Here is a 23,091-nt window from a genome sequence, read left to right on the forward strand (position 1 = left end):
GGTTACGGAAGGAAGGCTGAATGCTGAAGGCCGAAGGCTGAACCCCAGTCCCAGAGGAGGCGGAGTCAGGACCGGAACGCGCCCGCGCGCGAGGCGGAGTGTTCGACCGGTCAGCCGTCAGGTGGACCGACCTGCCGCGGGCTCACGCGTTGGGGGCCATCAGGTCGAGGCGGCGGCGGTCGGCGGAAGCGCGGATCAGGTGGCAGATTCGCCGCTCGCGCGTGACGTCCTGCTTCGCGCTGGTAACCCAGCGCAGAATGGTCCGGCGATAGCCCGGCGGCTGCGCCAGGAAGAACTCATAGGCGGCCTGCTCGCGGCGAAACTGCGCCTCCATTGCCGGCGGCAACTCCGCGGTCGGCTGCTCGAACGAGTACACCCCGGTCCGCTCGGGCACGCGCAATTTGAACGCGGCCAGTCCCGGCGGCTGCATGCGCCCCTCGCCGATGAGCCGCTCGATATGGCGCACGTTGACGCGACTCCAGAAGCTCTTCGGCTTACGCGGCGTGAACCGGATGGTGTAGCCCTCCGCGTCGAGCGAGCGCCTGATCCCGTCGATCCAGCCATAGCACAGCGCCTCATCCAGCGCCTCGGCGTAGGTGATGCCCCCGCGACCCGACTCCTTCTTGTAGAACAGCAGCACGAGCTCAGTCGCGCTCGCGTGATGACGCGCGAGCCAGCGGCGAAACGCGGCGCCGGAACGGAAAGGAACGGGATCCATGACGCGATGGGGTTGAACGCGTCGCGAAGGTTATGCGGCCCGCGGGCGTTGCAGCAAGACGTCGCTCCACTCGCCCATCGTGCGGGCGTTTACGGTCCAGCCCGGCACCACTTTTTCAAACGCTGTCCGCACCGCGGCGTTCTCGTGGGCCAGAATGCCGCTCAGGATCAGCACCCCGCCGGGCGCGACCGCCGCCACGAGTTCACGGGCAAAGCGCATCAGCACGTCGGCCTGAATGTTCGCCATGACCACCTCGGCCTCGCGGCCGGTGAGGCCCGAGACGAGATCGCCGACGGCGAAGCGCACGCGGTTCTGCAGTCCGTTCATCGCGGCGTTTTCGCCGCTGATGCGGATCGCCTCGGGATCGTTGTCGAAGCCGTCCACCTGCACGTACCCGAGCAGCGCCGCCGACAACGCGAGAATGCCCGAGCCACACCCCGCATCGATGATCCGCGCCGACTCGTGCGTCCAGCCGTGCCCGGGCAGCTCCGTGTCGATCGCGACGAGCCGCTCGATGCACAACCGCGTCGTCTCGTGGTTGCCGGTGCCGAACGCGAGCCCCGGGTCGAGCCAGAGCACGGTATCGCCTGGCGGCACTTGGAAGGTGGGTTTCTCCCAGATTGGCACCCAGTGCAGCCGGCCGAACTGCCACGCGTGGAAATGAGCCTTGTAGCTCTCGCGCCAGTCCGTGTCCGCCAGCGTCCGCATCACGCCGGCCTCAACCGGCGTCACCCCGGCTTCGGCCAGCGCCGCGGCCAAGGGGGTCCATTCGCCGCGCAGCGTCATTTCGCTGTCGCCGAGCCCGACGAGCCAGGCCCGCAGCGCGATTGCATCCTGCAGAATGCTCCAGTTCGCCGAGCCGCGCTCGAGCAGCACCGTATCCGCCGCATCGGCGCCAGCCGCCGGGATTTCGACCTTGAATTCAAAGAGAGCCATGCGCCCCCACCGTCGCCACAACGCCGCGGGCACGCAAGCCGGCGGAATGGGGCGGCGGGATCCGAGGGGGATCTCAGGAGCCCTCGCCCCGCGGGGTTCTCGTTCTCGTTCTCGTTCTCGTTCTCGTTCTCGTTCTCGTTCTCGTTCTCGTTAGGTCGCACCAACCGGGGCGGCGCACGGCGGCGCCGCAGTCGAGAGAGAACGAGAAAGAGAAAGAGGGGGGGCGGGCTACTCCCCCGGCGTCCAGCGCTCGCTCAGGCGAGCGATCACGGTGGGCAGCAGGTGATGCTCGGCGGCGTGAACCTTGGCGGTGAGCGATTCCAGCGTGTCAGTCTCCTCGATCCTCACCGCGGCCTGGTCGATGATCGGTCCGCCGTCCACTTCGAGGGTCACGTAGTGGACCGTGCAGCCGGTGACCTTCACGCCGCGGCGAAACGCCTGCCCGATGCCATCCAGCCCCGGGAAACTCGGCAGCAGGCTCGGGTGGAGGTTGATGATCCGACGCTCGAATGCCGCGATGAACGGCATCTTCAGCACGCGCATGAAGCCGGCGAGGACGACGAGGTCGGGCCGGCACGCGGTGATCGCCGCGATGTAGGCCTGCTCGGCCGCGCCATCGAGCTTCGACTTGTACGGCGCCGGATCCAGGAAGTGCGCCGGCACGCCGAACCGCGCGCCTAGCTCCAGCAACCCGGCGTCAGGCCGGTCCGCAAAAATCTGCACAACCTCGGCCCGACCCAGCCGGTTTTCTTTCTGGGCTTTGAGGATCGCCTCGGCATTCGAGCCGCGGCCGGAACCAAGAATGACGACGCGCATGGTACGGCAGAGCCAAGCCGGTTTGCCGGCGAATGCACACGAATAAATCCGTGGCGTGCGTCACCCGCCCGCGAGGCCTGCCGCACCCGCCGCGTGCCCGCCCTAAATCTCGCCCGCCGCCTTGATCCGCGCGATCAGCGACGTGGTGCTGAACCCGGGCAGGAACGGCAGGAAGCGGATTTCCGCCCCGACCTCCTGGAGCGCGGTGCGCTCGCCGGCATCGAGTTTTTCGAGCGTGTAGTCGCCCGCCTTGCAGTAGAGGTCCGGACGCAGCGCGCGGATCTCCGCCGTCAGCCGCGGCTCGCGAAAAATCGTCACCGCATCGACGCACGCCAGCGCAGCCAGCGCGTAGGCCCGCTGCTCCTCGGACTGAACCGGACGCGCGGGGCCCTTGAGCAGGCGAACGCTCGCGTCGGCGTTGAGGACGATGACGAGCGCGTCGCCCAGCGCCCGCGCCTGCTGGAGGTAGTAGAGATGCCCCGTGTGCAGCAGGTCAAAGACACCATTGGTCAACACCACGCGACGTTTGGCCGTCCGGCAGCGTTCACGCCAGGCAACCGCCTCCGGCAACGGCATCAGTTTGGGATTCTCGAGCACCACGCCCCCACCCTCGCCAGAGCCACGCGGGTTGTAAATCCCGGGTTTGGCCGGCGCGTCGACGTTTCCTACCAGCGGCTCGCGACTGTCGACGCTGCCCGGTCGACCGCCACGCCGATCGGAGCGCGCCGCGAGTATCCGGACATTATTCCGGAGTATCCGGACATTATGCGGGAAGTATCCGGACATTATTCCACAACCCATTATGGATTAGTTGATAATAATTGCAGCCCTCGGCCCCTGGGCTCCTGCCGCCGACGCGTGCCGCTGCCTCCGAACGCCACCTCCGGATCGGCGTGGCCGCGTGCCGACGTTCGCCAGGAGGATGGAACCGGCGGCGCCATGGATTGCCTGAAGCTAAGAAAGCGGGCATTGCCGCGTCTTTCGCCCTGACTGCATCGTTCTGCTCCCGCCTCTCCTGCTCCATGCGCATCACTCCCCTGCTCCTTGCCGGCTCGCTGCTCGCGAACGGCGTGCTCATCGGCTTCGTCCTCCAACGCTCGGGCGGCACCGCCCCGACTCGCGCCACGTCGCCGGCCCCGGAGCGCCGCGCGAGTTCCGACCGGGGCGGCGGCACGGCGGCCGCGCTGCAGGCGGCGCTGGAGTCGGGCGACGCCGATGCGCTGATCGCGGCCGGCTGCACGCCCGAGGTGGCGCGGCAACTGGTCATTGGCCGCGCGATGTTTCGGCTGCAGGCGCGCATGAAGGAACTGCGCGCGTCGCAGCAGGCCGACGCCCGGTACTGGCGCCGGACGCCTTTTGATCCGGACGCCACGGCGCAGTCGCGCGTCGAGGTCCGCAAGGCGCAGCGCGAGTTCAACGACGAACTGCGGCGTGCGTTTGGGGCGGACGTCGGCACGATTTTTGGCGGTGGCAGCGAGCGCTACGGCTACCTCTCGCCCGAGAAGCGAACGAAGCTGCAGCGGATTGAGCAGGACTATGCCGACATGATGGAGAGCGCGTACGCAGATCAGGGCGCGATCCAGCTCCCCTCCGATCGCGAAAAGATGAAGCTGCTGCGCGAGGAGCGGGAGCGCGACATCGCGGCGGCGATGACCCCCGAGGAGCGCGAACAGTATGAACTCCACGACTCACCGGCGGCGCATCAGGTGATGTGGCGCTACGGCGCGGCGCTCGAAACCGAGGAGCAGTACCGGCAGGTTTACGCGCTGCAGAAGGCGTTCGCCGACCAATACGCGAACAACGACGGTCAGCTCACGCCCGACCAGATGCGCGAGCGGCGCGAGGCGGAGCGCCAGTTGCAGGCGACGATTGATGCCACGCTCACGCCCGACCAGCGCGCCGCCCTGCAACGCGCGCACGACAGCGACTATGGCACGCTCGCCGCGATTTCCCGCCGGCTAAACCTTCCCGCCACCACGACCGACCAGGTGATCGCCCTGCGCGCCTCGTACGCGACCCAGTCGCTCGACATCCAGCGCAACGCCGCCCTGACCGACCAGGAGCGCCGCACGCAGCTCACTGCGCTCGCCAAGCGGGCCGAGGCCGACCTGCAGGGCACGCTCGGCAATGAAGGCGCCGACGCCTACGCGCGCCGTGCCACGTGGATGAACCACCTGCGCAGCGGCGCCGCGTTTTCCACGAACGCCAAGGATGCACCCAGCGGGGTCGAGACGACTTACCAAGGCGTATACCGCGTCGGCGGCACCCGCGAAATGCGCCGCGTGACCGCCCCCGGGCGCTGAGCGACGGGGGCGGCGGTCGGAAGCTCAGAAGAACTTTTTCGCCTTCTCGAAGAACGAGCGTGACGTCGGCTCGGCGGCGTCGCCGCTCACGCGAGCGAACTCCTCCAGCAGGCGACGCTGCTCAGCGGTGAGCGACTGCGGCACCTCCACCTGCACGCGCACCAACTGGTCGCCCTGGTGGCCGCCCCGCAGGCTCGGCATGCCCTTGCCGCGAAGGCGGAAGGTCGTGCCGCTCTGGGTACCGGCGGGAAGCTTCAGCGCGCCCTTGCCGAACAGCGTGGGCACCTCGACGGAACCGCCGAGCGCCGCGAGCGTGTACTTGATCGGCACCTCGCAGAAGAGGTCCTCGCCCTGGCGTTCGAACAACTCGTGCTCCTTCACCGTGAGCACGATGTAGAGGTCGCCCGGCTGACCGCCGGCCAGTCCGGCCTCGCCGTTGCCGGACGAACGCAGCCGCGAACCCGTGTCGACGCCCGCAGGGATGCGCACGTTGAGCTTGGTGCTCTTCGGCACGCGGCCTTCGCCCCGGCACGCCGAGCAGGGCTTCTCGATCTTCGTGCCCGCGCCACCGCACGTGGGGCACGTCTGCGTAAACGTGATGATGCCGCCGGACCGCCGGATCTGGCCCGCGCCGCGACAGGTCGGACACGTCACGCGGCGTGAACCCGGCTCCGCGCCGGTGCCATCGCACCGCTCACAGGTCACGTTCTTGCGGAAAGCGATCTCCTTCTCCACGCCGCGCGCGGCCTCCTCGAGCGTGATCTCGAGGTCGTAGCGCAGGTCGGCACCGTCGCGGCTGCCGTCGCGGCCGCCGCCACCGCCGAACATCTCCTCGAAGATGCCACCGCCGCCGCCTTGCTGGCCGAAGACCTCGCGGAAAATGTCGAACGGATCGTGGAACCCGCCGCCGCCCATGCCGCCCGGACCGCGTGGGCCTGGGGCGCCGGCACCGCCTTCAAAGGCCGCCGGGCCATAGCGATCATAGGCCGCGCGCTTGTCGGCGTCGCTCAGCACCTCGTAGGCATGGGAGACCTTCTTGAACATCTCCTCGGCCTCCTTGTTGCCCGGGTTCTTGTCCGGGTGAAACTGGACCGCCTTCTTCCGGTAAGCCTTCTTGAGCTCTTCCGGAGAGACGGTTTTGGAGACGCCAAGCAGTTCGTAATAGTCTTCCTGGGCCATGGGTCAGCTGGAGTAAATCGGCAGAGGGCTGCGCGAAAAGAATCAGGCGGGCTTCCCGTCGGGCGCGGGTTTGGCGGGGCCGCTGGAGACCGTCACCGCCGCGGCCCGGAGCAGTCGCCCATTGAGCGAATAGCCGGTGCGCACGACGTTGATCACGTGCTCCGCCTTCACCGTCGCGCTGGGCTCGTGCGAAATGGCCTCGTGCTGGTGGGGGTCGAAGGGCTGTCCGACGGGGTTGATGTCCTTAACGCCGTGGTTGCCGAGCGCGGACTTGAGCTGGCTGAGCACCATTTCTACCCCGCCCAAGAGCGACTTCACGTCAGCATTCGGCTGGCGGGCGTGGGCCACCGCGAGGCTCAGGTTGTCCAACACCGGGAAAAGGTCTTCGAGCACGCGCCCGGTCGCGATGGTCCGCAGCTCGTCCTTCTCGCGGACCGCACGGCGGCGGAAATTTTCCAGGTCGGCGACCGCGCGCATGTACTTGTCGTAGTTGGCCGAAGCCTCCGCCTTCGCCGCGATCAACTGCACGGCGGCATCGGTGGCCGTCGTCGCGCTGCCCGCCTCCGTTCCGGCGGTGGGCGTGGCGTTCGCGGCGTCGGTGGCAGCAGTCGCTGCTTCATTCTGCTTTTCAGCAGCTTGGGTCGTTGGCTTGGAAGGATCTGCGTCAGGCATGCGGCAAAAGAGGGCCGAATTAACAGTGGGTTCCTGGTTTCTTCAAGTCTGCCGTGCAGCGGCCGCCCCTCGTGCAACCCGCCGGCGGCACCGAGGTTCGCGGCGCGCCGTCAAGTTGCGACGCGGCGCGGGGCGCGGGCGGGGCACAGAGCGGCAAGCTCGACGGCGGACCGCGCCGATGTGCTGCCGTGGCGCGGCGATCCGGGCGCCACGTGAGACCGCGACGCCGGAGCCGTGCGCGACTTATTCGATGATCCCGGCGAAGTTCTCCGTCACGAGCAGGATGGTCGTCGTCTCGGCGGAGAACGTGAAGGCGCCGGCGTAGGGCACGAGAACGTTTTCTCCGCGCGGGAGCTTCTGGCCGAGCGGCGAACGCGTGCCGGAAGGATTCTCGCCGGCGGCACGAACCGTCCCGCTCACGATGCTCACGATCCGCGGCTGCTCGCCCGCGCGCAGGTGCAGGCGCTCGCCAGCCCCGAGCACGAGGCGGCGAATGCGAAACTCGGCGCAATCCGCGATCACGCCGCCGGTGGGCGCGGCGCGCACCGGCGCAGGCTCGAAGTCATCCCAGTCGATCGAGCGCAGGGACTGCGCGATGTGAAGCTGGCGCGGCTTGCCGTCCAGGCCGACGCGTCCCCAGTCGTACACGCGATAGGTCGTGTCGGAGTTCTGCTGGATCTCGAGGATCAGGTTGCCCGCGTCGATCGCGTGGACCTGGCCGCTGTGCACGAGAATGGAATCGCCGGCGGCCACGCGGAAATGGTGCACGCAGGATTCGACCGTGTTCTGCTCGATGGCCTTCTCGAACTGCGGGCGGGTGACGCCGCGCTTCAGGCCGACGATGAGTTCGGCGCCGGGGCCGGTGGCCGCGATGTACCAGTTCTCGGTTTTCGGCTCGCCGCCCAGTTCCGGGGCAACGTTCGCCGGCGGATGCACCTGGAGGCTCAGCCGTTCGCGGCAATCGAGCCATTTGACGAGGATCGGAAACGGCCGCTCGGCCGGCCATGTCGGCCCCATGATGTCGGCAGCATGCTTGGTCAGGACATCGCGCAGCTTCTGGCCGGCCAGCGCGCCACCCGCGATCAGCGACTGGGCCTCGGGGCGATCCACGAGCTCCCAGCTCTCCCCAATCGGTCGATTGGGCGGCAGGACGCGCTCCAGCGCGGTCTCCAGCGCCCTCCCACCCCATACTCGTTCCTGATAAAGTGGTGCAAACCGCAGTAGGTCGCGCATGGAATTCTGAGATAAGGATTTGATGAGAACTTAACTCGGGCCCGGGGGCATTTACATTTGACCGGCTTCTTCGTTAGCGTGGAATCCGCGCAGATCGAAAACCGGTCGAGATCAAATGCCTAAGTCTGAGAGTTCAAACCCAAACGACGGGCCGTCGTTTCAGGGACCGCGCTACCAGCCCAATTGGCTGGTCGCCGTGGGCTGCTTCCTGGTGGCGTCCTGGTTGTTGGTGGCGATGCTCGATTTCACCCCGAACCAGACCAGCCTCATCTCGACCCAGCCGGTCGACACCAACCTGGCCGGCAGTTGGGGCGCGCACGCTGCGTGGGCCGCATTCTGGACGTTCGGCGTCAGCGCCTGGTGCATCCCGTTTTATCTCTACTGGCTCGTCTACCTCGCGATCCGGATGTCGAAGCACCTCACCACCGGGCGGTATCTCGCCATGGTGTTCGGGCTGATCTCCGGCTCTGGCCTGCTCGCGATGGTCGAATACGGGAAGAGCAACTACTTCCCCAATGACTGGGGCGGGCTGGTGGGTGAACTCGTTTACCAGAGCGGGCTGAAGGTGCCGCTCGGCGGCTTCGGTTCCGCCATGGTGCTCGGCGCCATATACATCGGGTGCTTCCTGTTCATCCTTTTCACGAAGGACATCGGCGCCGAGTTCGAGCGGCTGCTCGCCCGTTTCCAGGCGTGGCGCGAGGAACGCGCGAAACTGCGCGCGGAGGTGGCCGAAGCGAAGACCCGCGAAAAGGACGCCCGCGAAAAGCAGAAGGCGGCCGCCGCCGTCATTGCGGCCACCACCGGCGCGAACAACACGCCCCCGCCGACCGCCGCCGCTCCGGTCGGCCCCGCCGGGAAGAAGACGTTCGTTCCGAAGTCGGGCGAAGACCCTCTCGCCCGCGCCGCCACGCCTCGCAGCACCGGCGCGACCACGCCCGCGACTTCCCCGGCCGCCGAACCCGACGCGGCGACCATCCGTGCCGCCGCCGGGAAGCCCGAGCCGAAGGCGCCGTCGCTTCGCCTCGGCAACGGCCGCGGCGCCACCGAGCCCGCGACCGACACCAAGTCGCTCGCCGTCGCGACGGGCAAAGTGGAGCTCAACATCGTCAAGCCCGAGGAGCCCAAGAAGGCAAAGATCACCCTCCCGCAGAGCGACGACGCCAATTACCAGTTTCCCCCGCTCACGCTCCTCAAGGAGCAGGTGAAGCCCGACGCCTCCAACACCGAGGAGGAGCACCGCCAGAACGCCGAGAACCTCCTGCGCATCCTGAGCGAATTCGGCGTCGAGGTCACCCTCGGCGAAATTCACGTCGGCCCGGTCATCACCCGCTACGAGGTCGTCCCCGCGCCCGGCGTGCGCGTCGAGAAGATCGCCGGCCTCGACAAGAACATTGCCCTCGGCATGCGCGCGCAGTCGGTGCGCATCCTCGCCCCGATTCCCGGCAAGGCGGCGGTCGGCGTCGAAGTGCCGAACCAGAAGCCCACGCCGGTCGGCATGCGCGAGCTCCTCGAAAGCGAGGATTGGGTGGGCGCCAAGGCCGAGTTGCCCATCGCGCTGGGCAAGGATGTTTCCGGCAAGCCCCTGATTTCCGACCTGGCGAAGATGCCGCACCTGCTGATCGCCGGCGCCACCGGCTCCGGCAAATCGGTCTGCATCAACTCCATCGTCGCCTCCGTCCTCTACTCCAAGAGCCCGAAGGACGTGCGACTCATCATGGTGGATCCGAAGGTCGTCGAGCTGAAGATCTTCAACACCCTGCCGCACATGCTCATTCCGGTCGTCACCGAGCCCAAGAAGGTGCCGGCCGCCCTGAAGTGGCTCCTCGGCGAAATGGAGCAACGGTACCAGATCTTCGCCAAGGCCAACGTCCGCAACATTTCCGGCTTCAACTCCCGCAAGCGCACCCCGAAAACGGATACGCCCCCGCCCGAAGCCGCCGAGACCCAGGCCTCGCTCACCGGCGTCGATCCCGCGCTCGAGGAGATCGAGATTCCCGACCGCCTGCCCTACATCGTCGCGATCATCGACGAGCTCGCCGACCTCATGATGGTCGCGCCCGCTGAAATCGAGACGAGCATCGCCCGCCTCGCGCAGCTCGCCCGCGCCGCCGGCATCCATCTCATCATCGCGACGCAGCGTCCGTCCGTGAACGTCATCACCGGCGTCATCAAGGCCAACCTGCCCTCGCGCATCGCGTTCCAGGTCGCTTCGCAGGTCGACTCGCGGACCATCCTCGACACCAAGGGCGCCGACACGCTGATCGGCCGCGGTGACATGCTCTTCTCCCCGCCCGGCACCTCCCGGCTCGTGCGCGCCCAGGGCGCGTTCGTTTCCGACGACGAGGTCTCCGAGATGGTCGAATTCCTCAAGCGCAACGGCCCGCCGCAGTACGCCCAGTCCGTCCAACAGCACATCGACCGCGCCGCGCGCGAGGATGAGGACGGCGAGGACGGCGGTGACGACGGCGATCTCGGCGACGATGAGGATTTGTACGAGCAGGCGCTCGACGTCCTGAAGTCCACCCGGCGCGCCAGCACCTCCATGCTCCAGCGGCGGCTCCGCATCGGCTACAACCGCGCGGCCCGTATCATGGAGATCATGGAGGAGAAGGGCATCGTCGGACCGGAGAATGGCTCCAGCCCGCGCGAGATTCTGGTGGATCTCGACTCACTCTGAGCGTCGCGCCCACCTCCCATTTCCCAGATATTCCCGGCCGCACCCTGTCCCGACCCGACGCTGCCCGACCCGACGCTGCCCGACCCGATACGAATGACCTGCGCCCCCCGCGGGCTCCGTCCCTCCCTCGGGTATCCGTCAGCGCCCGGCGTTTCGCCCGCGGCAGTTCCGGCTTCCCCTCCTTCCCTAAACTCCCTAACTCACTAGCACTCCATGCAGACAATCGGCGAACGGCTTGAGGAAGCACGCAAGAAGAAGGGCGTTTCCATCCGCGAAGCGGCCGAAGCGACCAAGATCCGCGGGGACTATCTGCAGAAGTTCGAAAGCAACCAGTTCGACATCGGGCTCACCGAGATCTACACGCGCGGCTTCCTGCGCACCTACGCCAATTTCCTGAAGGTACCCGCCGATCGCATCATGAGCGACTACGCCGCGCTCGGTCGTGGCGAGGTGCGCCCGCGCCAACCCAGCCGCGAGGTGTATGGCCGCATGGACATCAGCGTCGCGAGCGCGGGCGATGCCACCGACCGCAGCGCCCCGCCGCCGCCTGAAGCCGCCCCCGCGCCCGAACCCGCCGCCGGCGGCCGCCAGCAGCAGCCGCACTATCCGCGTGGCACTGGCTCCTCTCTCCCCACCGGTCCCGACCCGGCCGTCGTGTTCAAGTGGGTGAAGATCGGCGGCGGCATCATCGTGGCCCTGCTCGTGGTGCTTCTGATTCGATCGATCTTCAGCGGCAACCGCGCCGCCCCCGCGCCCGCCGCGCAGCCTGCCGCCGCGTCCAACGTCCCGCCGCCCGCCCCGACGCTGCCGCCGACCCCGCGCTACACCTTCACGCTCGTCGCGGTCAATCCCGTGCACGTCCGCGTCAACCGGAAGAACCCGGACGAGTCGACCGGCGCCGTCCTTTTCGAGGGCACGCTCAACCGTGGCGATGCGCAGATCGTCGAATGGCCCGGCCCGGTGTACATCGCCGCGACCGCCTGCGAGAATCTGCAGCTTGAGATCCGCGGCCGTCGCATCGGCATGGGGCTCCGCGGCAACACGGTCGGCCAGCTTCCGGCGCCGACCGGCACGCCGTAACCGGCGCGGTCGCGACGCGCGCAGGAAAAGACTTTGCGCGCGTCACCCTTGCCGCTTACTTCGGCGGTGATGGAACAGATCCCCTACAAAGGCCAGACCCTCACCCGCTGGCGCGTCGGCAACTCCACTTTCCTCGCCCTGCCGGAAAAAGGGGCGCGACTCCTCAACTGGAATCTCACCCTGCCCGACGGCTCCGTCCGCGACGTGATCTACTGGCCGGAGGACGCTGACTTCGGCGACATTGCCAAGGTTCGCGGCGGCAACCCGATCCTGTTCCCCTTCAACGGCCGCTGCTTCGACCAGGGCGAGATCTTCTTCTGGCGCGCCGCCGACGGCGTGCGCCGCCCGATGCCCATCCACGGCCTCGCCCGCCAGGGCACGTTCCACGTCTCGCACCTCGATGCGCGCGGCTTCGTCGCGCACTTCGTGCCGGGCGCCGAGGCGCAGACGTGTTTCCCGTTCAAATACGAGTTCGTCGTCACCTACCGCTTCGAGCCGTTCGGCCTCTCCTGCGAGTTCGCCGTCACCAACCACGGCACCGAGCCGCTGCCGTGGAGCGCCGGCCACCACTTCTATTTCACCGTGCCGTGGCAGGAGGGCTCGAGCCGCAGCGACTACATGATCCGCATCCCGGCGGGCAAGCGCCTGAAGCAGGATGCCACCGGCCACCTCGTCGCCGGCCCGACCCTCCAGCTCGAGGAAAAGCTCTCCCATCCCGACCTGATCGATACGTTCCACACCGAGCTCCGCGGCAACGAAGTCGTATTCGGGGAAAAAGGACAGCGGGGCGACGTCATCGTCCGGCTCGGCGTCGACAAGGTGCCGCCGCCCGAAGCCACGTACGTCACGTGGTCCGGCGCGCCCGACGCGCCTTACTACTGCGTGGAGCCGTGGATGGGGCCGGCCAACGCCCCCGGGCACAAGGTCGGGCTGCATCTCGTGCCGCCCGGCGAAACCGGCAAGTTCGTCGTCAGCGTGCAGGTAAAGTAACCCTCGCCACCCTGTCCGAATGCTTTCCGTGCTCGCGACGTTTCCCGGCCAGCCGCTCGCGCTGTTTGACATGCTCGGCGGCTCCGAGGTGCTCGTCGTCTTCCTGATCATCCTCATCCTCTTCGGCGGCGAAAAGATGCCGGAGTTCGCGCGCGGCCTCGCCAAGGTCATCCGCGAGGTGCGCAAGGCCGCCTCCGGCGTCGAGCAGGAGTTCCGCCGCGCGATGGAGGAGGAGCCCACGCCCGCGTCGCGTCCCCAGGACGCGACGCCGAAGATTCTGCCGCCGGTGCAGGCGCCCACGCCCGTTGCGCCCGCCGCACCCGCGACCGACCCGACCGCCGGCACCGTGCCCGCCCCCGAAGCCGCGAACCCGCCGGCAACGCCGACGCCGCCGGTCCCGCCGAGCACGCCGCCGGCATCCTCCCCGCATGCCGGCTGAGCCGCCCGAGGATGCGCCCGTGCCGCTGCCGATCACGGGTGAACTCGATCTGCACACGTTTCGACCCGCCGACCTAGGCGAACTGATCCCGGCCTACCTCGGCGAATGCGAGCGCGCCGGCCTGCGCGAGGTCCGGATCATTCACGGCAAAGGAACCGGCACGCTGCGCACCACCGTCCACGCCCTGCTCCGCCGTTCGCCCCTCGTGGCGTCGTTCCGCCTGGGCGATGAGACCTCCGGCAGTTGGGGTGCCACCCTCGTGCAACTGCGGCCGCGGCCCTGATTCCGCCCACGGCACCGTCATTTGCCAGCCGCGACCACCGCGCGTTACCTGAGCCCGCCCCCTTTCCGCCATGCGCCTGCTGCTGCTCCTGTTCGTCCTCGCCCTTCCGGTGTCCCGCGCCGCCGCTGCCGTTCCCAGTGGCGCCGCTGCCGTCCCCAGTGGCGCCGCCGAGACGGCGCATGCGACCGTGCTGCTGATCTCGATGGACGGCTTCCGCTGGGATTACCTGAACCTCTACCCCCAGGCGACGCCCGTGTTGCGGCGCCTCGCGCGGGAGGGCGTGACCGCCCGCGGGCTCGTACCGGTGTTCCCGAGCAACACCTTTCCCAACCACTACGCGATCGCGACCGGGCTCTATCCCTCTCACCACGGCATCATCAACAACCGCATGGTCGATCCGCAGCTCGGCGTCTTTGTCTCCAGCAAGACCCAGTGCGCGGAGGACGGCCGCTGGTGGGGCGGCGAGCCGGTCTGGATCACGGCCGTCAAGCAGGGACGGACCAGCGCGTGCTACTTCTGGCCCGGCTCCGAGGCGCCGATCGCCGGCCTGCACGCCACGCACTGGAAACCATACGACTACAGCATTCCCTTCGCCCGGCGGCTCGACGAATTGATCGGGTGGCTCAAGGTTCCCGCTCCTCAGCGCCCGGCCGTGGCAACGTTCTACTTCGAGGAATCGAACAGCAGCGGCCACCGGTACGGTCCGGACTCGCCCGAGCTCCAGGCCACGCTGAAGACGCTCGACGCCCAGCTCGGCACGATGCTCGCCCGCTTCCAGGCGGAGAACCTGCCGATCAACCTGGTGATCCTGTCGGACCATGGGATGACGCCGTGCGGCCCGGACCGGGTGCTCCTGCTCGACGACTACGTCGACCTGACGAAGGTCGCCGTCGACTTCGCGGACACCGCCTGCGGGCTGCGTCCCGCCCCGGGCGTGGCGCCGGAGACCATCCTCGCCGCGCTGGGCCGAATGCCGCACGCGAAAGCCTATCGGTCCGCCGATCTTCCCGCCCGCCTCCATGTCGACCCGGCCAACCCGCGCGTGCCCGGGATCTGGATACTGCCCGACGAGGGCTGGCTCGTGCAGCGCCGCGCGGCGTTCGCGGCAGCCCGGAACCACTTTGTGAAGGCGCAGCACGGCTACGATCCCGCGCTGCCCTCGATGCACGGGATCCTCATCGCCCACGGGCCGGCCTTCCGACGCGGCGTCACGCTGCCCGAGGTGGAAAACGTCCACGTGTACAACCTGCTCTGCGCCGCCGCCGGGCTGAAGCCGGCCGCGAACGATGGCGACGACCGCCTGGTGAAGTCAGCGCTGCTCGCGCCCTGACGCGGCGAACACGTCATAAGCCGCGGCGATGCGGCAGGTTGGCGTTCCCCCTGCCTTCCGGCGCACGCGCCCGCCGCGCTTCGGTGTAACTTTTCGGGGGACACCGGTGTTCTGACGGCATCCCACCCATGAACGCCAAATACACTTCCGCCCTCGCCTCCCTCAGCGTGATCGCCGCCGTCATCGGCATCAGCATCAGCGCGCTCTCCCCCGCCGCCTACGGCATCGCCCTCGTCGGCATGATCTGCCTCATCGGCACCATTGATTACGCCGCTCCGCGCCACTACCACGCGCGCCGCGGGGCCCGGGTCGCCGAGTCGCTGCCGTTCGCCGCCTGAGCACGGCCGCGAGGTGCGCCGCGGCCATTTTGGGGCCCATCGCTCCCCCTCGAAACGGCATCCCCGTTTCCACCGCGTCCCAGATTGCCGCCCCTGCCGCCGCCACCCAGCCTTCGCCGCCATGAACGCAATGCACGAAATCGACTACCAGATCCACGGTGACGACATGCAGTTCGTCGAGATCGAACTCGACCCGAGCGAGGCCGCCGTCGCCGAGGCGGGTTCGATGATGTTCATGGAGGACGGCATCGCGATGGAGGCGATCTTCGGCGACGGCTCCAATCCGTCCGGCGGCATCATGAGCGCGCTGCTCGGCGCCGGTCGCCGTTTGCTCACGGGCGAATCCCTTTTCATGACGGCGTACCAGAACCGCGGCACCGGCAAGCGCCGCGTCGCGTTCGGCGCGCCCTACCCGGGCAAGATTCTACCGGTGCGACTGAGCGACATCGGGGGCGAGCTGATCGCCCAGAAGGACTCGTTCCTCTGCGCCGCCAAGGGCGTTGCCGTCGGGATCGCTTTCCAAAAGCGACTCGGCGTCGGCCTGTTTGGTGGCGAAGGCTTCATTCTCGAGCGACTCACCGGCGATGGCCTCACCTTCATCCACGCCGGCGGGAACATCTACGAGCGCACGCTCGCCCCGGGCGAAACGCTGCGCGTTGACACCGGCTGCATCGTGGCTTTCCAGCCCACCGTCGACTACGACATCCAGTACGTCGGCGGCATCAAGACCGCCCTCTTTGGCGGCGAGGGGCTGTTCTTCGCGACCCTGCGTGGCCCCGGCAGAATCTGGCTGCAGTCGCTGCCTTTCTCCCGCCTTGCCTCCCGCATCGTCGCCGCCGCGCCGAAGACTGGCAGCGGAGGCAAGGAGGAAGGCTCCATTCTCGGCGGCATCGGCCGCATGATCGACGGCGACAATTCGTAGCAGCCTGTCGGACTTCGTCCGCAGGCTGCTAAAAAAAACGGCTGCGCCATTTTGGAAGAGTGAAGGAGCCAGAGTCGGATGGAGATTTTGGGCATGGGGCGGGGAGGTTTTATCGAGGGCAGAACGCGCGGACTCTGTTCCGATCGGGTCGGTGATTTCGGGGACGCGAAAACGCCAGAAGGGAGTGGCCGGTCCTTTCGGACCGCCTGTAAGGCGTGTGCGCCAGTTATCGAGGTCGACGTTGAAGCCTAACCTGGGCTGTGGCAGGTTGGTCGCGATGAAAACACCCCTGCTCTATGGAGCGCTGATCGCACTCGTCGGCGCGCTGCTCACCTTTGGCCTCTATTTTGCCGGCTACCACGACACGCCGGAGAAGATGAAGGCCATGCAATGGCTGCCCGGCGTCGTTGGCCTTATCGCTTCGATCATCTGCCTCGCCCTCGCAATGCGCGAACGGCGCGTCGATTTTCCCGCGGATCGCACGTGGGGCTATGGCTCGGCCTTGGGCACCGGCGTCATGACCGGCCTATGGGCCGCGCTCTTCAGCGCCATCGTCGCCTTCGTGTACTTCGTGATCGTCAACCCCAACTTCAGCGAGACGCTGCACGAGCTGCAGATTGCCTCCCTGGTGGACAAGGGCATGTCCCAGTCCCAAATCGATGCCGCCGCGCCAATGATGCGGAAGATGAGCGCCCCCATTCCCATGACGATCATGCAGACGGTCTTCGGCTTCATCTGGTCTGTGATTCTGGCCCTCATCATCGCGATCTTCTTCCGCAAGCCGCTGCGCACGGCCGAAGTCGCCGTGGATGCCCCGCCGCCGCTGGCCTGATCGCCTGACCGAAAACGTCGACGCGGCCCAACCCCCGCGTCATCCCGAGGGCCGAGCACCTGCTCCGCCCTCTTTTTGTGCCCGAAAATAAAAAGGGCCCGGTTAAGCCGGGCCCTGTTTTGGATCTAACCTCGAGGGACGGTCCTCAGTTACCGTCCCAGGAGCCGCTTCCGGTCGATGCGGTACTCGAGCGCCGCCAGCCCCATGAGCGCGAAAACGCTCAGGTAGCCAAGCAGGGAGTCAGCATCAACGGGGAACCGGGAAGAAAGCGCAAAGGCGGCGATAGCAAACGCACTCAGGGCGGCCGCGGTGACGATTAGGATGTTCTTCATGTTCTTGTGGGTTTGCCGGTCACTTGACCGACGCCAGGAGTATACCGCCAATTTTCAATAGTTGAAATCGACTGATCCTATCTATTCCATAGGCTCGAGCTATGGAACTCCACCAATTGCGTTACCTTGTCGCCGTCGCCGAGTCTGGTAACTTCACGCGTGCTGCCGAACGGTGCAATGTAACCCAACCATCTCTTAGTCAGCAGATAATAAACCTTGAACAAGAAGTCGGACACAAGCTGTTCCACCGCTTGGGCCGAAAGGCCGTGCTCACGGAGGCTGGCGCTACCTTCCTGCAGCGCGCCAAACGCATCCTCTTTGAGGTAGAGAACGCCGCCAAGGAACTGAGCGATCACCCCAGCTTGGAGCGACGCATCACCGTCGGTGCCGTCCAGACGGTGATGCCCTACCTCATCATCCCGCTCATTGCCCGCTGCCGCGAGGCCCTCCCTAATCTCACGATCGACGCTCGCGAGGACTTCCGCGCCGATCTGGTTCATGCGGTCGTTGAAGGCGAACTCGATCTTGCCGTGGTCCCCCTGCCCGTCGACGAACACCGCGTCTCCATCGAGCCCATCCTCAACGAGCCGCTCCTGCTGGTCGTGGGCAAAAACCACCCGATCGCCCGCCGCACCGAGATCAGCATCAATGACATCGCCGAGGAGAACTTCATCTCGATGGGCAGCTCGTCCACGCTCGCCGAACAGATCCGGGTGTTCTTCGGCGGCCACAACTTCTCGCCGCGCATCGGCTACCGCTGCGCCCAGGTGCGCACGCTCAAGCTCCTGGTCGCAATGAACGCCGGCATCTCCATCCTGCCGCAAATCGCCCGCCAGGAGCACGACAACGACCTCGTCTACCTGCGCCTCACCGGCTCCCAACCCACCCGCGACCTGGCCATCATCCGCCACATGCAGCGCTATCAGAGCCGCGGCGCCGAACAGTTTCTCCGCCTCCTCCGCGAACACACCCGCGAAAAGCACGGCGCACCCGCCACAGCCTGAACTGCTTGCCCGTTCCCCGGCCCGACCGCTTGCGCCGTTCCTCGCTCCCGGCATACGGTCCGCCCATGTCAACGGAAGTCCTCAACCACCCAGCGCCCGCCGGCGCCCCGGCCACTCCGCCCTTGCGGCGCCCGGAACTCCTCGCCCCGGCCGGGGATTGGGACTGCGTGCACGCCGCCGTCGAAAACGGCGCCGACGCCATCTACTTCGGCCTCGAGCGCTTCAACGCCCGGATGCGCGCGCGCAACTTCACCCAGGCCGACCTTCCCGCGCTCATCGAATTTCTCCACCGCCGCGGCGTCCGCGGCTACGTCACCTTCAACACCCTCGTCTTCGCCAACGAACTCGCCGAAGCCGAGGACTATCTCCGCACGCTCATCGCCTCCGGCGTCGATGCCGCGATTGTGCAGGACGTCGGCATGTGCCGCCTCATCCGCGCGCTGTCGCCCGATTTCCCGATTCACTGCTCGACGCAGATGACGATCACCAGTGCCGCCGGCGTCGACTTCGCCCGGCAGCTCGGCGCGCAACTTGTCGTGCTCGCCCGTGAGAACTCCCTGGCCGACATCGAGCGCATCCAAACCGCCCAGGCGCAGGCTCCCGCACGCCCCCTCGCCCTCGAGGTCTTCGTCCACGGCGCCCTTTGCGTCGCCTACTCCGGCCAATGCCTCACCAGCGAGTCGCTCGGCGGCCGCTCGGCCAATCGCGGCGAATGCGCCCAAGCCTGCCGCCTCCCCTACGACCTCATCTGCGACGGCCAACAGGTTGACTTGGGCGACCGCCGCTACCTGCTCAGCCCACAGGATCTCGCGGGCATCGAGGTCCTCCCCGAACTCGTCCGCCTCGGCGTCGGCTCGCTCAAGATCGAGGGCCGCCTCAAGTCCGCTGAGTACGTCGCCAGCATCACCCGCGTCTACCGCCAGGCGCTCGACCGCGCCCTCGCGCAGGCCGGCGTCGCCCCGCACACGCCCCTGCCCGTCGCGCCGGCCGCCACCTACGAGTTGCAGATGGCCTTCTCGCGCGGGCTCTACACCGGCTGGTTCCGCGGCAACAACAACCAGGAGCTCGCGCACGGCCGCTTCGGCACCAAGCGCGGCGTCTTCCTCGGCGAGATCGCCCGCGTCGACCATGACTCCGTCACCCTCCGGCTCCAGGGCCCATTGAAACCCGGCGATGGCGTCGTCTTCGACGCCGGCCGGCCGGACGAGCGCGAGGAAGGTGGCCGCGTCTACCAAGTCGAACGTCACGGCGACGAGGCCACACTCCGCTTCGGTCGCGACGACCTCAACTGGCGCCGCATCCGCGCCGGCCAGCGGCTCTGGAAAACCAACGATCCCGCGCTCGATCGCGAGCTCCGCGCCACGTTCGAAGGCGACCAGATCCGTTTCCAGCGTCCCATCCGGCTTGAGGTCCACGGCCGCGCCGGCACGCCGCTCACGCTCATCGTCAACGACGGTGATGGCCACGTTGTGCAGGTCGACTCGGCCCTTCCGCTCGCGCCCGCGGAAAAACACCCGCTCACCCCGGAGCGTCTCCAGGACCAACTCGGCCGCCTCGGCGGTACGCCCTACCACCTCGCCCAGCTCGCATTCCACCTTGAGGGGGCCGTCATCCTGCCCGTCAGCGCGCTTAACCAACTGCGGCGCGACGCCGTCGCCGCCCTCGATCGCCTCCGGGCGACGCCGAAACGCTGGGCCGTGCACCCGGAGCTGCGTGCGCCCGACTTCTCCTTCTCCGCCGGCGACGCAACGCCTGTACCGGCCCCCCCGGAACTCATCGCCGTCATCAGGCTGCCGGAACAGCTCGACGCCGCTTGGCAGGCCGGCGTGCGCACCGTCTATTGCGACTTTGAAAACCCGAAGTCCTACCGCGACACCGTCAGCCGTTTTCGCGACCTTCAGCGGACCACCGCGTCACCCGACGCTTCCCTCTCCATCGCCGGCAGCATCTGGGTCGCGCCGCCGCGGATCCACAAACCGGGCGAGGAATGGATCCTGAAGCAGGTACGCTCCTGCGAGGCCGACGGGTACCTCGTCCGCAACTACGACCATCTCGCGTTCTTCGCGGGCGACCGGCGCCGCGGCGACTTCTCCCTCAACGTCGCGAACCCGTGGACCGTCGACTACTTCGTGCGCCAACACGGGCTCGAACGCGTCACCGCCAGTTACGATCTCAATTTCACGCAGCTCGAGGCACTCCTCGGCAGCGGTGCGGCCCCGCGGCTCGAGATCACCATCCACCAACACATGCCCATGTTTCACATGGAGCATTGCGTGTTTTGCGCGTTCCTCTCGACCGGCAAGGACTACCGCGACTGCGGCCGGCCCTGTGACCGCCATCGCGTCGCCTTGCGCGACCGCGTGGGCGCCGAACTCCCGCTGCGGGCCGACGCCGGCTGCCGCAACACGGTCTTCAACAACCGCGCGCAGACCGGCGCCGAATACGTCGCCCGGTTCCAGGAACTCGGCGTCCGCAGCTTCCGCGTCGAGTTCGTCAACGAACCCGCCGCCGAGGTCGCCCGAACGCTGGAACGCTACGCCCGGCTCCTGCGCGGCGAAATCACCGGCGCCGAGCTCTGGCGCGAGCTCAAGCTCCTCAACCAGCTCGGTGTCACCCGCGGCCAGATGGAAGCCGCACCGCAAGTGATCGCCAAGAAGCGCTGACCGCGCCCGCGCCTCAGTCGTCGCGGCGCATCAACGTGCCGGCCAGCAGGCCAATTCCGAGCGCGATGCCGATCGCGTAGTACGGGTACTCGCGGATCGTGCGGTCGGTGTACTTCGCGCCGGCGACGACATTGCGGCGCGCCGTCGCGTACATCTCGCCCATCTTCGCACGGGCGTCGGACAGCCGCTCGCGCAGGTCGCTGATCCGCTCACCGGCCTGTTGCGCGACAGGACCGGCCAGCATGGCCTCGGCCTCGGCCATCAACCGGCTGATGTGTTCGATGATCTGTTCGGGGGTCTCCGTGCCGGAGTCGTAACGGTTTTTCATAGTGAGGGAGAAACAAGGTTCAGGTTGCGGAACTCCGGGGCGACCGCGCGCCAAGCCCGGCCCGGCCAGGCTGCGCCCGCTTCCGCATGCATCCTGGTCTAGGCCGGAGGCCCGGCTCGATCGAACCGCCCCGTTCCAGAGGGCCATAGTCACTCGTTCGCCGCCCCGGTGCCCAACTCTCTGCCGGGAACGCGACTTGGCGCCGGGTCACAACGCGCCCGCCTACTGCGGCAGCAAAAAATAGAACTCGCTGCCTTCGCCCGGCGTGCTGTTGCAGGCGATCGAACCGCCGTGCGCCACGACCAACTCGCGCGCGATGGCCAGTCCCAGCCCCGCGCCCGGCTTGGGCAGATCCGTCGCCCGGAAGAAGCGATCGAAAACCCGGCCGACTTTGTCCGACGGGATGCCCGGCCCGCGATCATGCACGCTGAACCGCACAAAGCCCCGCTCGTCCGCGGGCCGCGCCACCAGCCGGATCTCACAGCCAGGCGGCGAGTACTTCGAGGCGTTCGTCAACAGGTTCATGAACACGTGCCGCATCCGTCCTTCATCGATGTTGATCTCGCCTCCCTCGATTTCCGGCGAGACCTCCACGACCAGCCGCTGCTCCGCCGTCTCGATGATGCCGCGCGCCTCCGCCGCGATGCGGCTGACGAGTTCGCCCACCGTCACCGGCTGCCGGTCGAGGGCCGAGGCGCCGCTCTCCAGCCGCGCCAGATCCAGCAGGTTGTCCAGGATGCGCAGCAGGCGATCGGCGTCGTCGCGCGCGCCTTCCAGCAATTCGTTCTGCTGCGGGGTGAGGCCGGCGATCCGCTGCTCGACGAGCAGATAGAGCGCCATGCGCAGGCTCGTCAGCGGCGTCTTCAGCTCATGACTCACCGTGCCGACGAGGTTCGTCTTCGCGTCGTCGAGCAGCCGGAACTTCGTCACGTCCTGCAGGATCACCGCCGCGCCCCGGAACTCCGTGAGCTTGTCGCCCACCGCCAGGATGCGCGGAAGGTAATGCCGATCCTCGCGCTCCACGCGCAGGGTGATGATCCGGCTGTAGTCCGCGGGCAGGTAGTGTTCACCCGACGCCAGCACTCGCGCCAAGGGCTCCGCCAACGCAGGCGGGAAGCCGGGTTCGAACTCCTCCGACTTCGCAAGCTGCTCGGCCGCCGGGTTGCGCACTTCGTGCGTGCCGTCCCGCGCCACCACGAACACCGGATCCGGGGTCGAGGTCAGCGTCGCCTCCATCGTGCGCTGCGCGCGCAGCACCCGCGCGAGCGTCGCGTCGCGGTACGCCCGCAACTTCGCGGCCATGGTATTGAACGCACGCGCCAGCTGCCCGAGTTCGTCCCGCGAGTATTCCGGCACCTCGCGCTCCAGATCACCTTCGCCGACTGCCATCACCGACGCCGTGAACGCCTTGATCGGGCGCAGCAGCGAGGCCGCCAGCCGCCACGCCAGGAAGAGCGACAGCAACACCGCCGCCGCCATGGTCATCACCATGAGCTGTTGCGTCGACGTCGCGAGCTGCGCCACGCGCGCCGCCGTCTGCTGCGCTGCGGCAAAATCCCGGCGCGTGAGATTCTCGATCGCGGTGAGCACGCTGCCGAAGGCATCGTAACGATTTGTCGCCGCCACGCCCCAGCGGCGCACATCACCCTCCACAGTCCGCTCGCCGAGTTCGACGAATTGGGTAAACGCCCGGTCGAGCGCTTCCACGAAACTCGCGCGCGGCGTCCCGGCCGAAGCCGCCGACTGCGCCATCAGCTCGCGCACGAACGCCGCGCGCGCGTCGGCGAACGACTGCCGATCCGCATCCGACGGCGTCAGTGGCGTCATGGCGCCGTACATCTGCCGCGCCGATTCGCGCATGTGCTGGCACGCGACGATGGCGCGGTAGTTCGTCACCAGGTCGCTCGAAAGCGACCCGGCGAGATCGCGGCACACGTAGATCGCGTACCCGCCCATCGCGATGATGAGCAGGACGAGTGGCAGCAGCCCGAGGTAGAGGCGGGTGCGCAGCATGCC

The 23,091-nt window shown here is 67.7% G+C and carries 22 protein-coding genes; 12 read left to right on the forward strand and 10 right to left on the reverse strand.

Annotated features, from left to right (window positions below):
- Positions 1–142: 142 nt before the first annotated feature.
- The 4 genes from DB354_RS06520 to DB354_RS06535 form a co-directional block, all read right to left on the reverse strand.
- Positions 143–718 (reverse strand): YdeI/OmpD-associated family protein, encoded by a 576-nt coding sequence (locus tag DB354_RS06520; protein WP_107834633.1) that lies wholly within the window; start codon positions 716–718, stop codon positions 143–145.
- Between the two features lie 30 nt (positions 719–748).
- Positions 749–1,654 (reverse strand): 50S ribosomal protein L11 methyltransferase, encoded by a 906-nt coding sequence (locus DB354_RS06525; RefSeq protein WP_107834634.1) that lies wholly within the window; start codon positions 1,652–1,654, stop codon positions 749–751.
- A gap of 228 nt (positions 1,655–1,882) precedes the next feature.
- Positions 1,883–2,470 carry a phosphoribosylglycinamide formyltransferase gene (gene purN / locus DB354_RS06530; RefSeq protein ID WP_107834635.1) on the reverse strand — a complete coding sequence of 196 codons (588 nt, stop codon included), beginning with the start codon at positions 2,468–2,470 and terminating at the stop codon, positions 1,883–1,885.
- A gap of 102 nt (positions 2,471–2,572) precedes the next feature.
- A complete protein-coding gene (locus DB354_RS06535) occupies positions 2,573–3,256 on the reverse strand; it encodes an adenylyltransferase/cytidyltransferase family protein (RefSeq protein ID WP_233256574.1) in 684 nt (227 codons plus the stop codon).
- Between the two features lie 236 nt (positions 3,257–3,492).
- On the opposite strand from DB354_RS06535, the gene DB354_RS06540 reads away from it, so the two are divergent.
- The gene (locus DB354_RS06540; protein ID WP_107834636.1) at positions 3,493–4,773 is read left to right on the forward strand and encodes a hypothetical protein; all 1,281 of its coding nucleotides are present in this window, start codon (positions 3,493–3,495) and stop codon (positions 4,771–4,773) included.
- A gap of 24 nt (positions 4,774–4,797) precedes the next feature.
- On the opposite strand, the gene dnaJ is transcribed toward DB354_RS06540, so the two are convergent.
- From dnaJ to DB354_RS06555, 3 genes are all read right to left on the reverse strand, one after another.
- Positions 4,798–5,952: a molecular chaperone DnaJ gene (gene dnaJ, locus DB354_RS06545; RefSeq protein WP_107834637.1), complete on the reverse strand. Its 1,155-nt coding sequence runs from the start codon at positions 5,950–5,952 to the stop codon at positions 4,798–4,800.
- A gap of 42 nt (positions 5,953–5,994) precedes the next feature.
- Positions 5,995–6,624 (reverse strand): nucleotide exchange factor GrpE, encoded by a 630-nt coding sequence (locus tag DB354_RS06550; RefSeq protein WP_107834638.1) that lies wholly within the window; start codon positions 6,622–6,624, stop codon positions 5,995–5,997.
- Positions 6,625–6,867: 243 nt separating this feature from the next.
- Positions 6,868–7,857, reverse strand: a complete 990-nt coding sequence (locus DB354_RS06555) for a type I phosphomannose isomerase catalytic subunit (RefSeq protein WP_107834639.1) — start codon at positions 7,855–7,857, stop codon at positions 6,868–6,870.
- A gap of 115 nt (positions 7,858–7,972) precedes the next feature.
- On the opposite strand from DB354_RS06555, the gene DB354_RS06560 reads away from it, so the two are divergent.
- The 9 genes from DB354_RS06560 (at position 7,973) to DB354_RS06600 (ending at position 16,748) form a co-directional block, all read left to right on the forward strand.
- The gene (locus DB354_RS06560; RefSeq protein WP_107834640.1) at positions 7,973–10,534 is read left to right on the forward strand and encodes a DNA translocase FtsK; all 2,562 of its coding nucleotides are present in this window, start codon (positions 7,973–7,975) and stop codon (positions 10,532–10,534) included.
- A gap of 213 nt (positions 10,535–10,747) precedes the next feature.
- Positions 10,748–11,614, forward strand: a complete 867-nt coding sequence (locus DB354_RS06565; protein ID WP_107834641.1) for a helix-turn-helix domain-containing protein — start codon at positions 10,748–10,750, stop codon at positions 11,612–11,614.
- Between the two features lie 69 nt (positions 11,615–11,683).
- On the forward strand, positions 11,684–12,604 hold the full coding sequence (locus DB354_RS06570) for an aldose epimerase (protein ID WP_107834642.1): 921 nt from the start codon (positions 11,684–11,686) through the stop codon (positions 12,602–12,604).
- Between the two features lie 19 nt (positions 12,605–12,623).
- Positions 12,624–13,043, forward strand: coding sequence for a twin-arginine translocase TatA/TatE family subunit (locus tag DB354_RS06575; RefSeq protein WP_199226805.1), 420 nt, complete (start codon positions 12,624–12,626; stop codon positions 13,041–13,043).
- Positions 13,033–13,326, forward strand: coding sequence for a Smr/MutS family protein (locus DB354_RS06580; RefSeq protein ID WP_107834643.1), 294 nt, complete (start codon positions 13,033–13,035; stop codon positions 13,324–13,326). The genes DB354_RS06575 and DB354_RS06580 overlap by 11 nt, the downstream gene beginning before the upstream one ends.
- A gap of 70 nt (positions 13,327–13,396) precedes the next feature.
- A complete protein-coding gene (locus tag DB354_RS06585) occupies positions 13,397–14,656 on the forward strand; it encodes an ectonucleotide pyrophosphatase/phosphodiesterase (RefSeq protein ID WP_107834644.1) in 1,260 nt (419 codons plus the stop codon).
- Positions 14,657–14,784: 128 nt separating this feature from the next.
- The gene (locus DB354_RS06590) at positions 14,785–14,994 is read left to right on the forward strand and encodes a hypothetical protein (protein ID WP_107834645.1); all 210 of its coding nucleotides are present in this window, start codon (positions 14,785–14,787) and stop codon (positions 14,992–14,994) included.
- A 121-nt stretch (positions 14,995–15,115) separates the two neighbouring features.
- A complete protein-coding gene (locus tag DB354_RS06595; RefSeq protein WP_107834646.1) occupies positions 15,116–15,916 on the forward strand; it encodes a TIGR00266 family protein in 801 nt (266 codons plus the stop codon).
- A 277-nt stretch (positions 15,917–16,193) separates the two neighbouring features.
- Positions 16,194–16,748 (forward strand): DUF4199 domain-containing protein, encoded by a 555-nt coding sequence (locus DB354_RS06600; protein ID WP_107834647.1) that lies wholly within the window; start codon positions 16,194–16,196, stop codon positions 16,746–16,748.
- A gap of 149 nt (positions 16,749–16,897) precedes the next feature.
- Here DB354_RS06600 and DB354_RS06605 read toward each other — a convergent pair whose 3' ends face one another.
- Positions 16,898–17,080 carry a hypothetical protein gene (locus DB354_RS06605; protein ID WP_146180134.1) on the reverse strand — a complete coding sequence of 61 codons (183 nt, stop codon included), beginning with the start codon at positions 17,078–17,080 and terminating at the stop codon, positions 16,898–16,900.
- A 101-nt stretch (positions 17,081–17,181) separates the two neighbouring features.
- Between DB354_RS06605 and DB354_RS06610 the strand changes: the two genes are divergently transcribed.
- Positions 17,182–18,084: a LysR family transcriptional regulator gene (locus DB354_RS06610; RefSeq protein WP_107834649.1), complete on the forward strand. Its 903-nt coding sequence runs from the start codon at positions 17,182–17,184 to the stop codon at positions 18,082–18,084.
- Between the two features lie 65 nt (positions 18,085–18,149).
- The gene (locus tag DB354_RS06615) at positions 18,150–20,747 is read left to right on the forward strand and encodes a U32 family peptidase (RefSeq protein ID WP_107834650.1); all 2,598 of its coding nucleotides are present in this window, start codon (positions 18,150–18,152) and stop codon (positions 20,745–20,747) included.
- A gap of 13 nt (positions 20,748–20,760) precedes the next feature.
- Here the strand turns inward: DB354_RS06615 and DB354_RS06620 are convergent, their stop codons facing one another.
- Complete coding sequence (locus DB354_RS06620; protein WP_158277398.1) at positions 20,761–21,075, reverse strand: DUF883 family protein; 315 nt, start codon at positions 21,073–21,075, stop codon at positions 20,761–20,763.
- Between the two features lie 222 nt (positions 21,076–21,297).
- Positions 21,298–23,088, reverse strand: a complete 1,791-nt coding sequence (locus DB354_RS06625) for an ATP-binding protein (protein ID WP_107834652.1) — start codon at positions 23,086–23,088, stop codon at positions 21,298–21,300.
- Between the last annotated feature and the right edge of the window lie 3 nt (positions 23,089–23,091).

The sequence above is a fragment of the Opitutus sp. ER46 genome (assembly GCF_003054705.1).
Lineage (GTDB): Bacteria > Verrucomicrobiota > Verrucomicrobiia > Opitutales > Opitutaceae > ER46.

Excerpts from the sequence above, each read along its gene's own strand:
- DB354_RS06520 (WP_107834633.1), bottom strand. The coding sequence starts at position 718 with ATGGATCCCGTTCCTTTCCGTTCCGGCGCCGCGTTTCGCCGCTGGCTC.
- DB354_RS06525 (WP_107834634.1), bottom strand. The coding sequence starts at position 1,654 with ATGGCTCTCTTTGAATTCAAGGTCGAAATCCCGGCGGCTGGCGCCGAT.
- purN (WP_107834635.1), bottom strand. The coding sequence starts at position 2,470 with ATGCGCGTCGTCATTCTTGGTTCCGGCCGCGGCTCGAATGCCGAGGCG.
- DB354_RS06535 (WP_233256574.1), bottom strand. The coding sequence starts at position 3,256 with ATGTCCGGATACTTCCCGCATAATGTCCGGATACTCCGGAATAATGTC.
- DB354_RS06540 (WP_107834636.1), top strand. The coding sequence starts at position 3,493 with ATGCGCATCACTCCCCTGCTCCTTGCCGGCTCGCTGCTCGCGAACGGC.
- dnaJ (WP_107834637.1), bottom strand. The coding sequence starts at position 5,952 with ATGGCCCAGGAAGACTATTACGAACTGCTTGGCGTCTCCAAAACCGTC.
- DB354_RS06550 (WP_107834638.1), bottom strand. The coding sequence starts at position 6,624 with ATGCCTGACGCAGATCCTTCCAAGCCAACGACCCAAGCTGCTGAAAAG.
- DB354_RS06555 (WP_107834639.1), bottom strand. The coding sequence starts at position 7,857 with ATGCGCGACCTACTGCGGTTTGCACCACTTTATCAGGAACGAGTATGG.
- DB354_RS06560 (WP_107834640.1), top strand. The coding sequence starts at position 7,973 with ATGCCTAAGTCTGAGAGTTCAAACCCAAACGACGGGCCGTCGTTTCAG.
- DB354_RS06565 (WP_107834641.1), top strand. The coding sequence starts at position 10,748 with ATGCAGACAATCGGCGAACGGCTTGAGGAAGCACGCAAGAAGAAGGGC.
- DB354_RS06570 (WP_107834642.1), top strand. The coding sequence starts at position 11,684 with ATGGAACAGATCCCCTACAAAGGCCAGACCCTCACCCGCTGGCGCGTC.
- DB354_RS06575 (WP_199226805.1), top strand. The coding sequence starts at position 12,624 with ATGCTTTCCGTGCTCGCGACGTTTCCCGGCCAGCCGCTCGCGCTGTTT.
- DB354_RS06580 (WP_107834643.1), top strand. The coding sequence starts at position 13,033 with ATGCCGGCTGAGCCGCCCGAGGATGCGCCCGTGCCGCTGCCGATCACG.
- DB354_RS06585 (WP_107834644.1), top strand. The coding sequence starts at position 13,397 with ATGCGCCTGCTGCTGCTCCTGTTCGTCCTCGCCCTTCCGGTGTCCCGC.
- DB354_RS06590 (WP_107834645.1), top strand. The coding sequence starts at position 14,785 with ATGAACGCCAAATACACTTCCGCCCTCGCCTCCCTCAGCGTGATCGCC.
- DB354_RS06595 (WP_107834646.1), top strand. The coding sequence starts at position 15,116 with ATGAACGCAATGCACGAAATCGACTACCAGATCCACGGTGACGACATG.
- DB354_RS06600 (WP_107834647.1), top strand. The coding sequence starts at position 16,194 with ATGAAAACACCCCTGCTCTATGGAGCGCTGATCGCACTCGTCGGCGCG.
- DB354_RS06605 (WP_146180134.1), bottom strand. The coding sequence starts at position 17,080 with ATGAAGAACATCCTAATCGTCACCGCGGCCGCCCTGAGTGCGTTTGCT.
- DB354_RS06610 (WP_107834649.1), top strand. The coding sequence starts at position 17,182 with ATGGAACTCCACCAATTGCGTTACCTTGTCGCCGTCGCCGAGTCTGGT.
- DB354_RS06615 (WP_107834650.1), top strand. The coding sequence starts at position 18,150 with ATGTCAACGGAAGTCCTCAACCACCCAGCGCCCGCCGGCGCCCCGGCC.
- DB354_RS06620 (WP_158277398.1), bottom strand. The coding sequence starts at position 21,075 with ATGAAAAACCGTTACGACTCCGGCACGGAGACCCCCGAACAGATCATC.
- DB354_RS06625 (WP_107834652.1), bottom strand. The coding sequence starts at position 23,088 with ATGCTGCGCACCCGCCTCTACCTCGGGCTGCTGCCACTCGTCCTGCTC.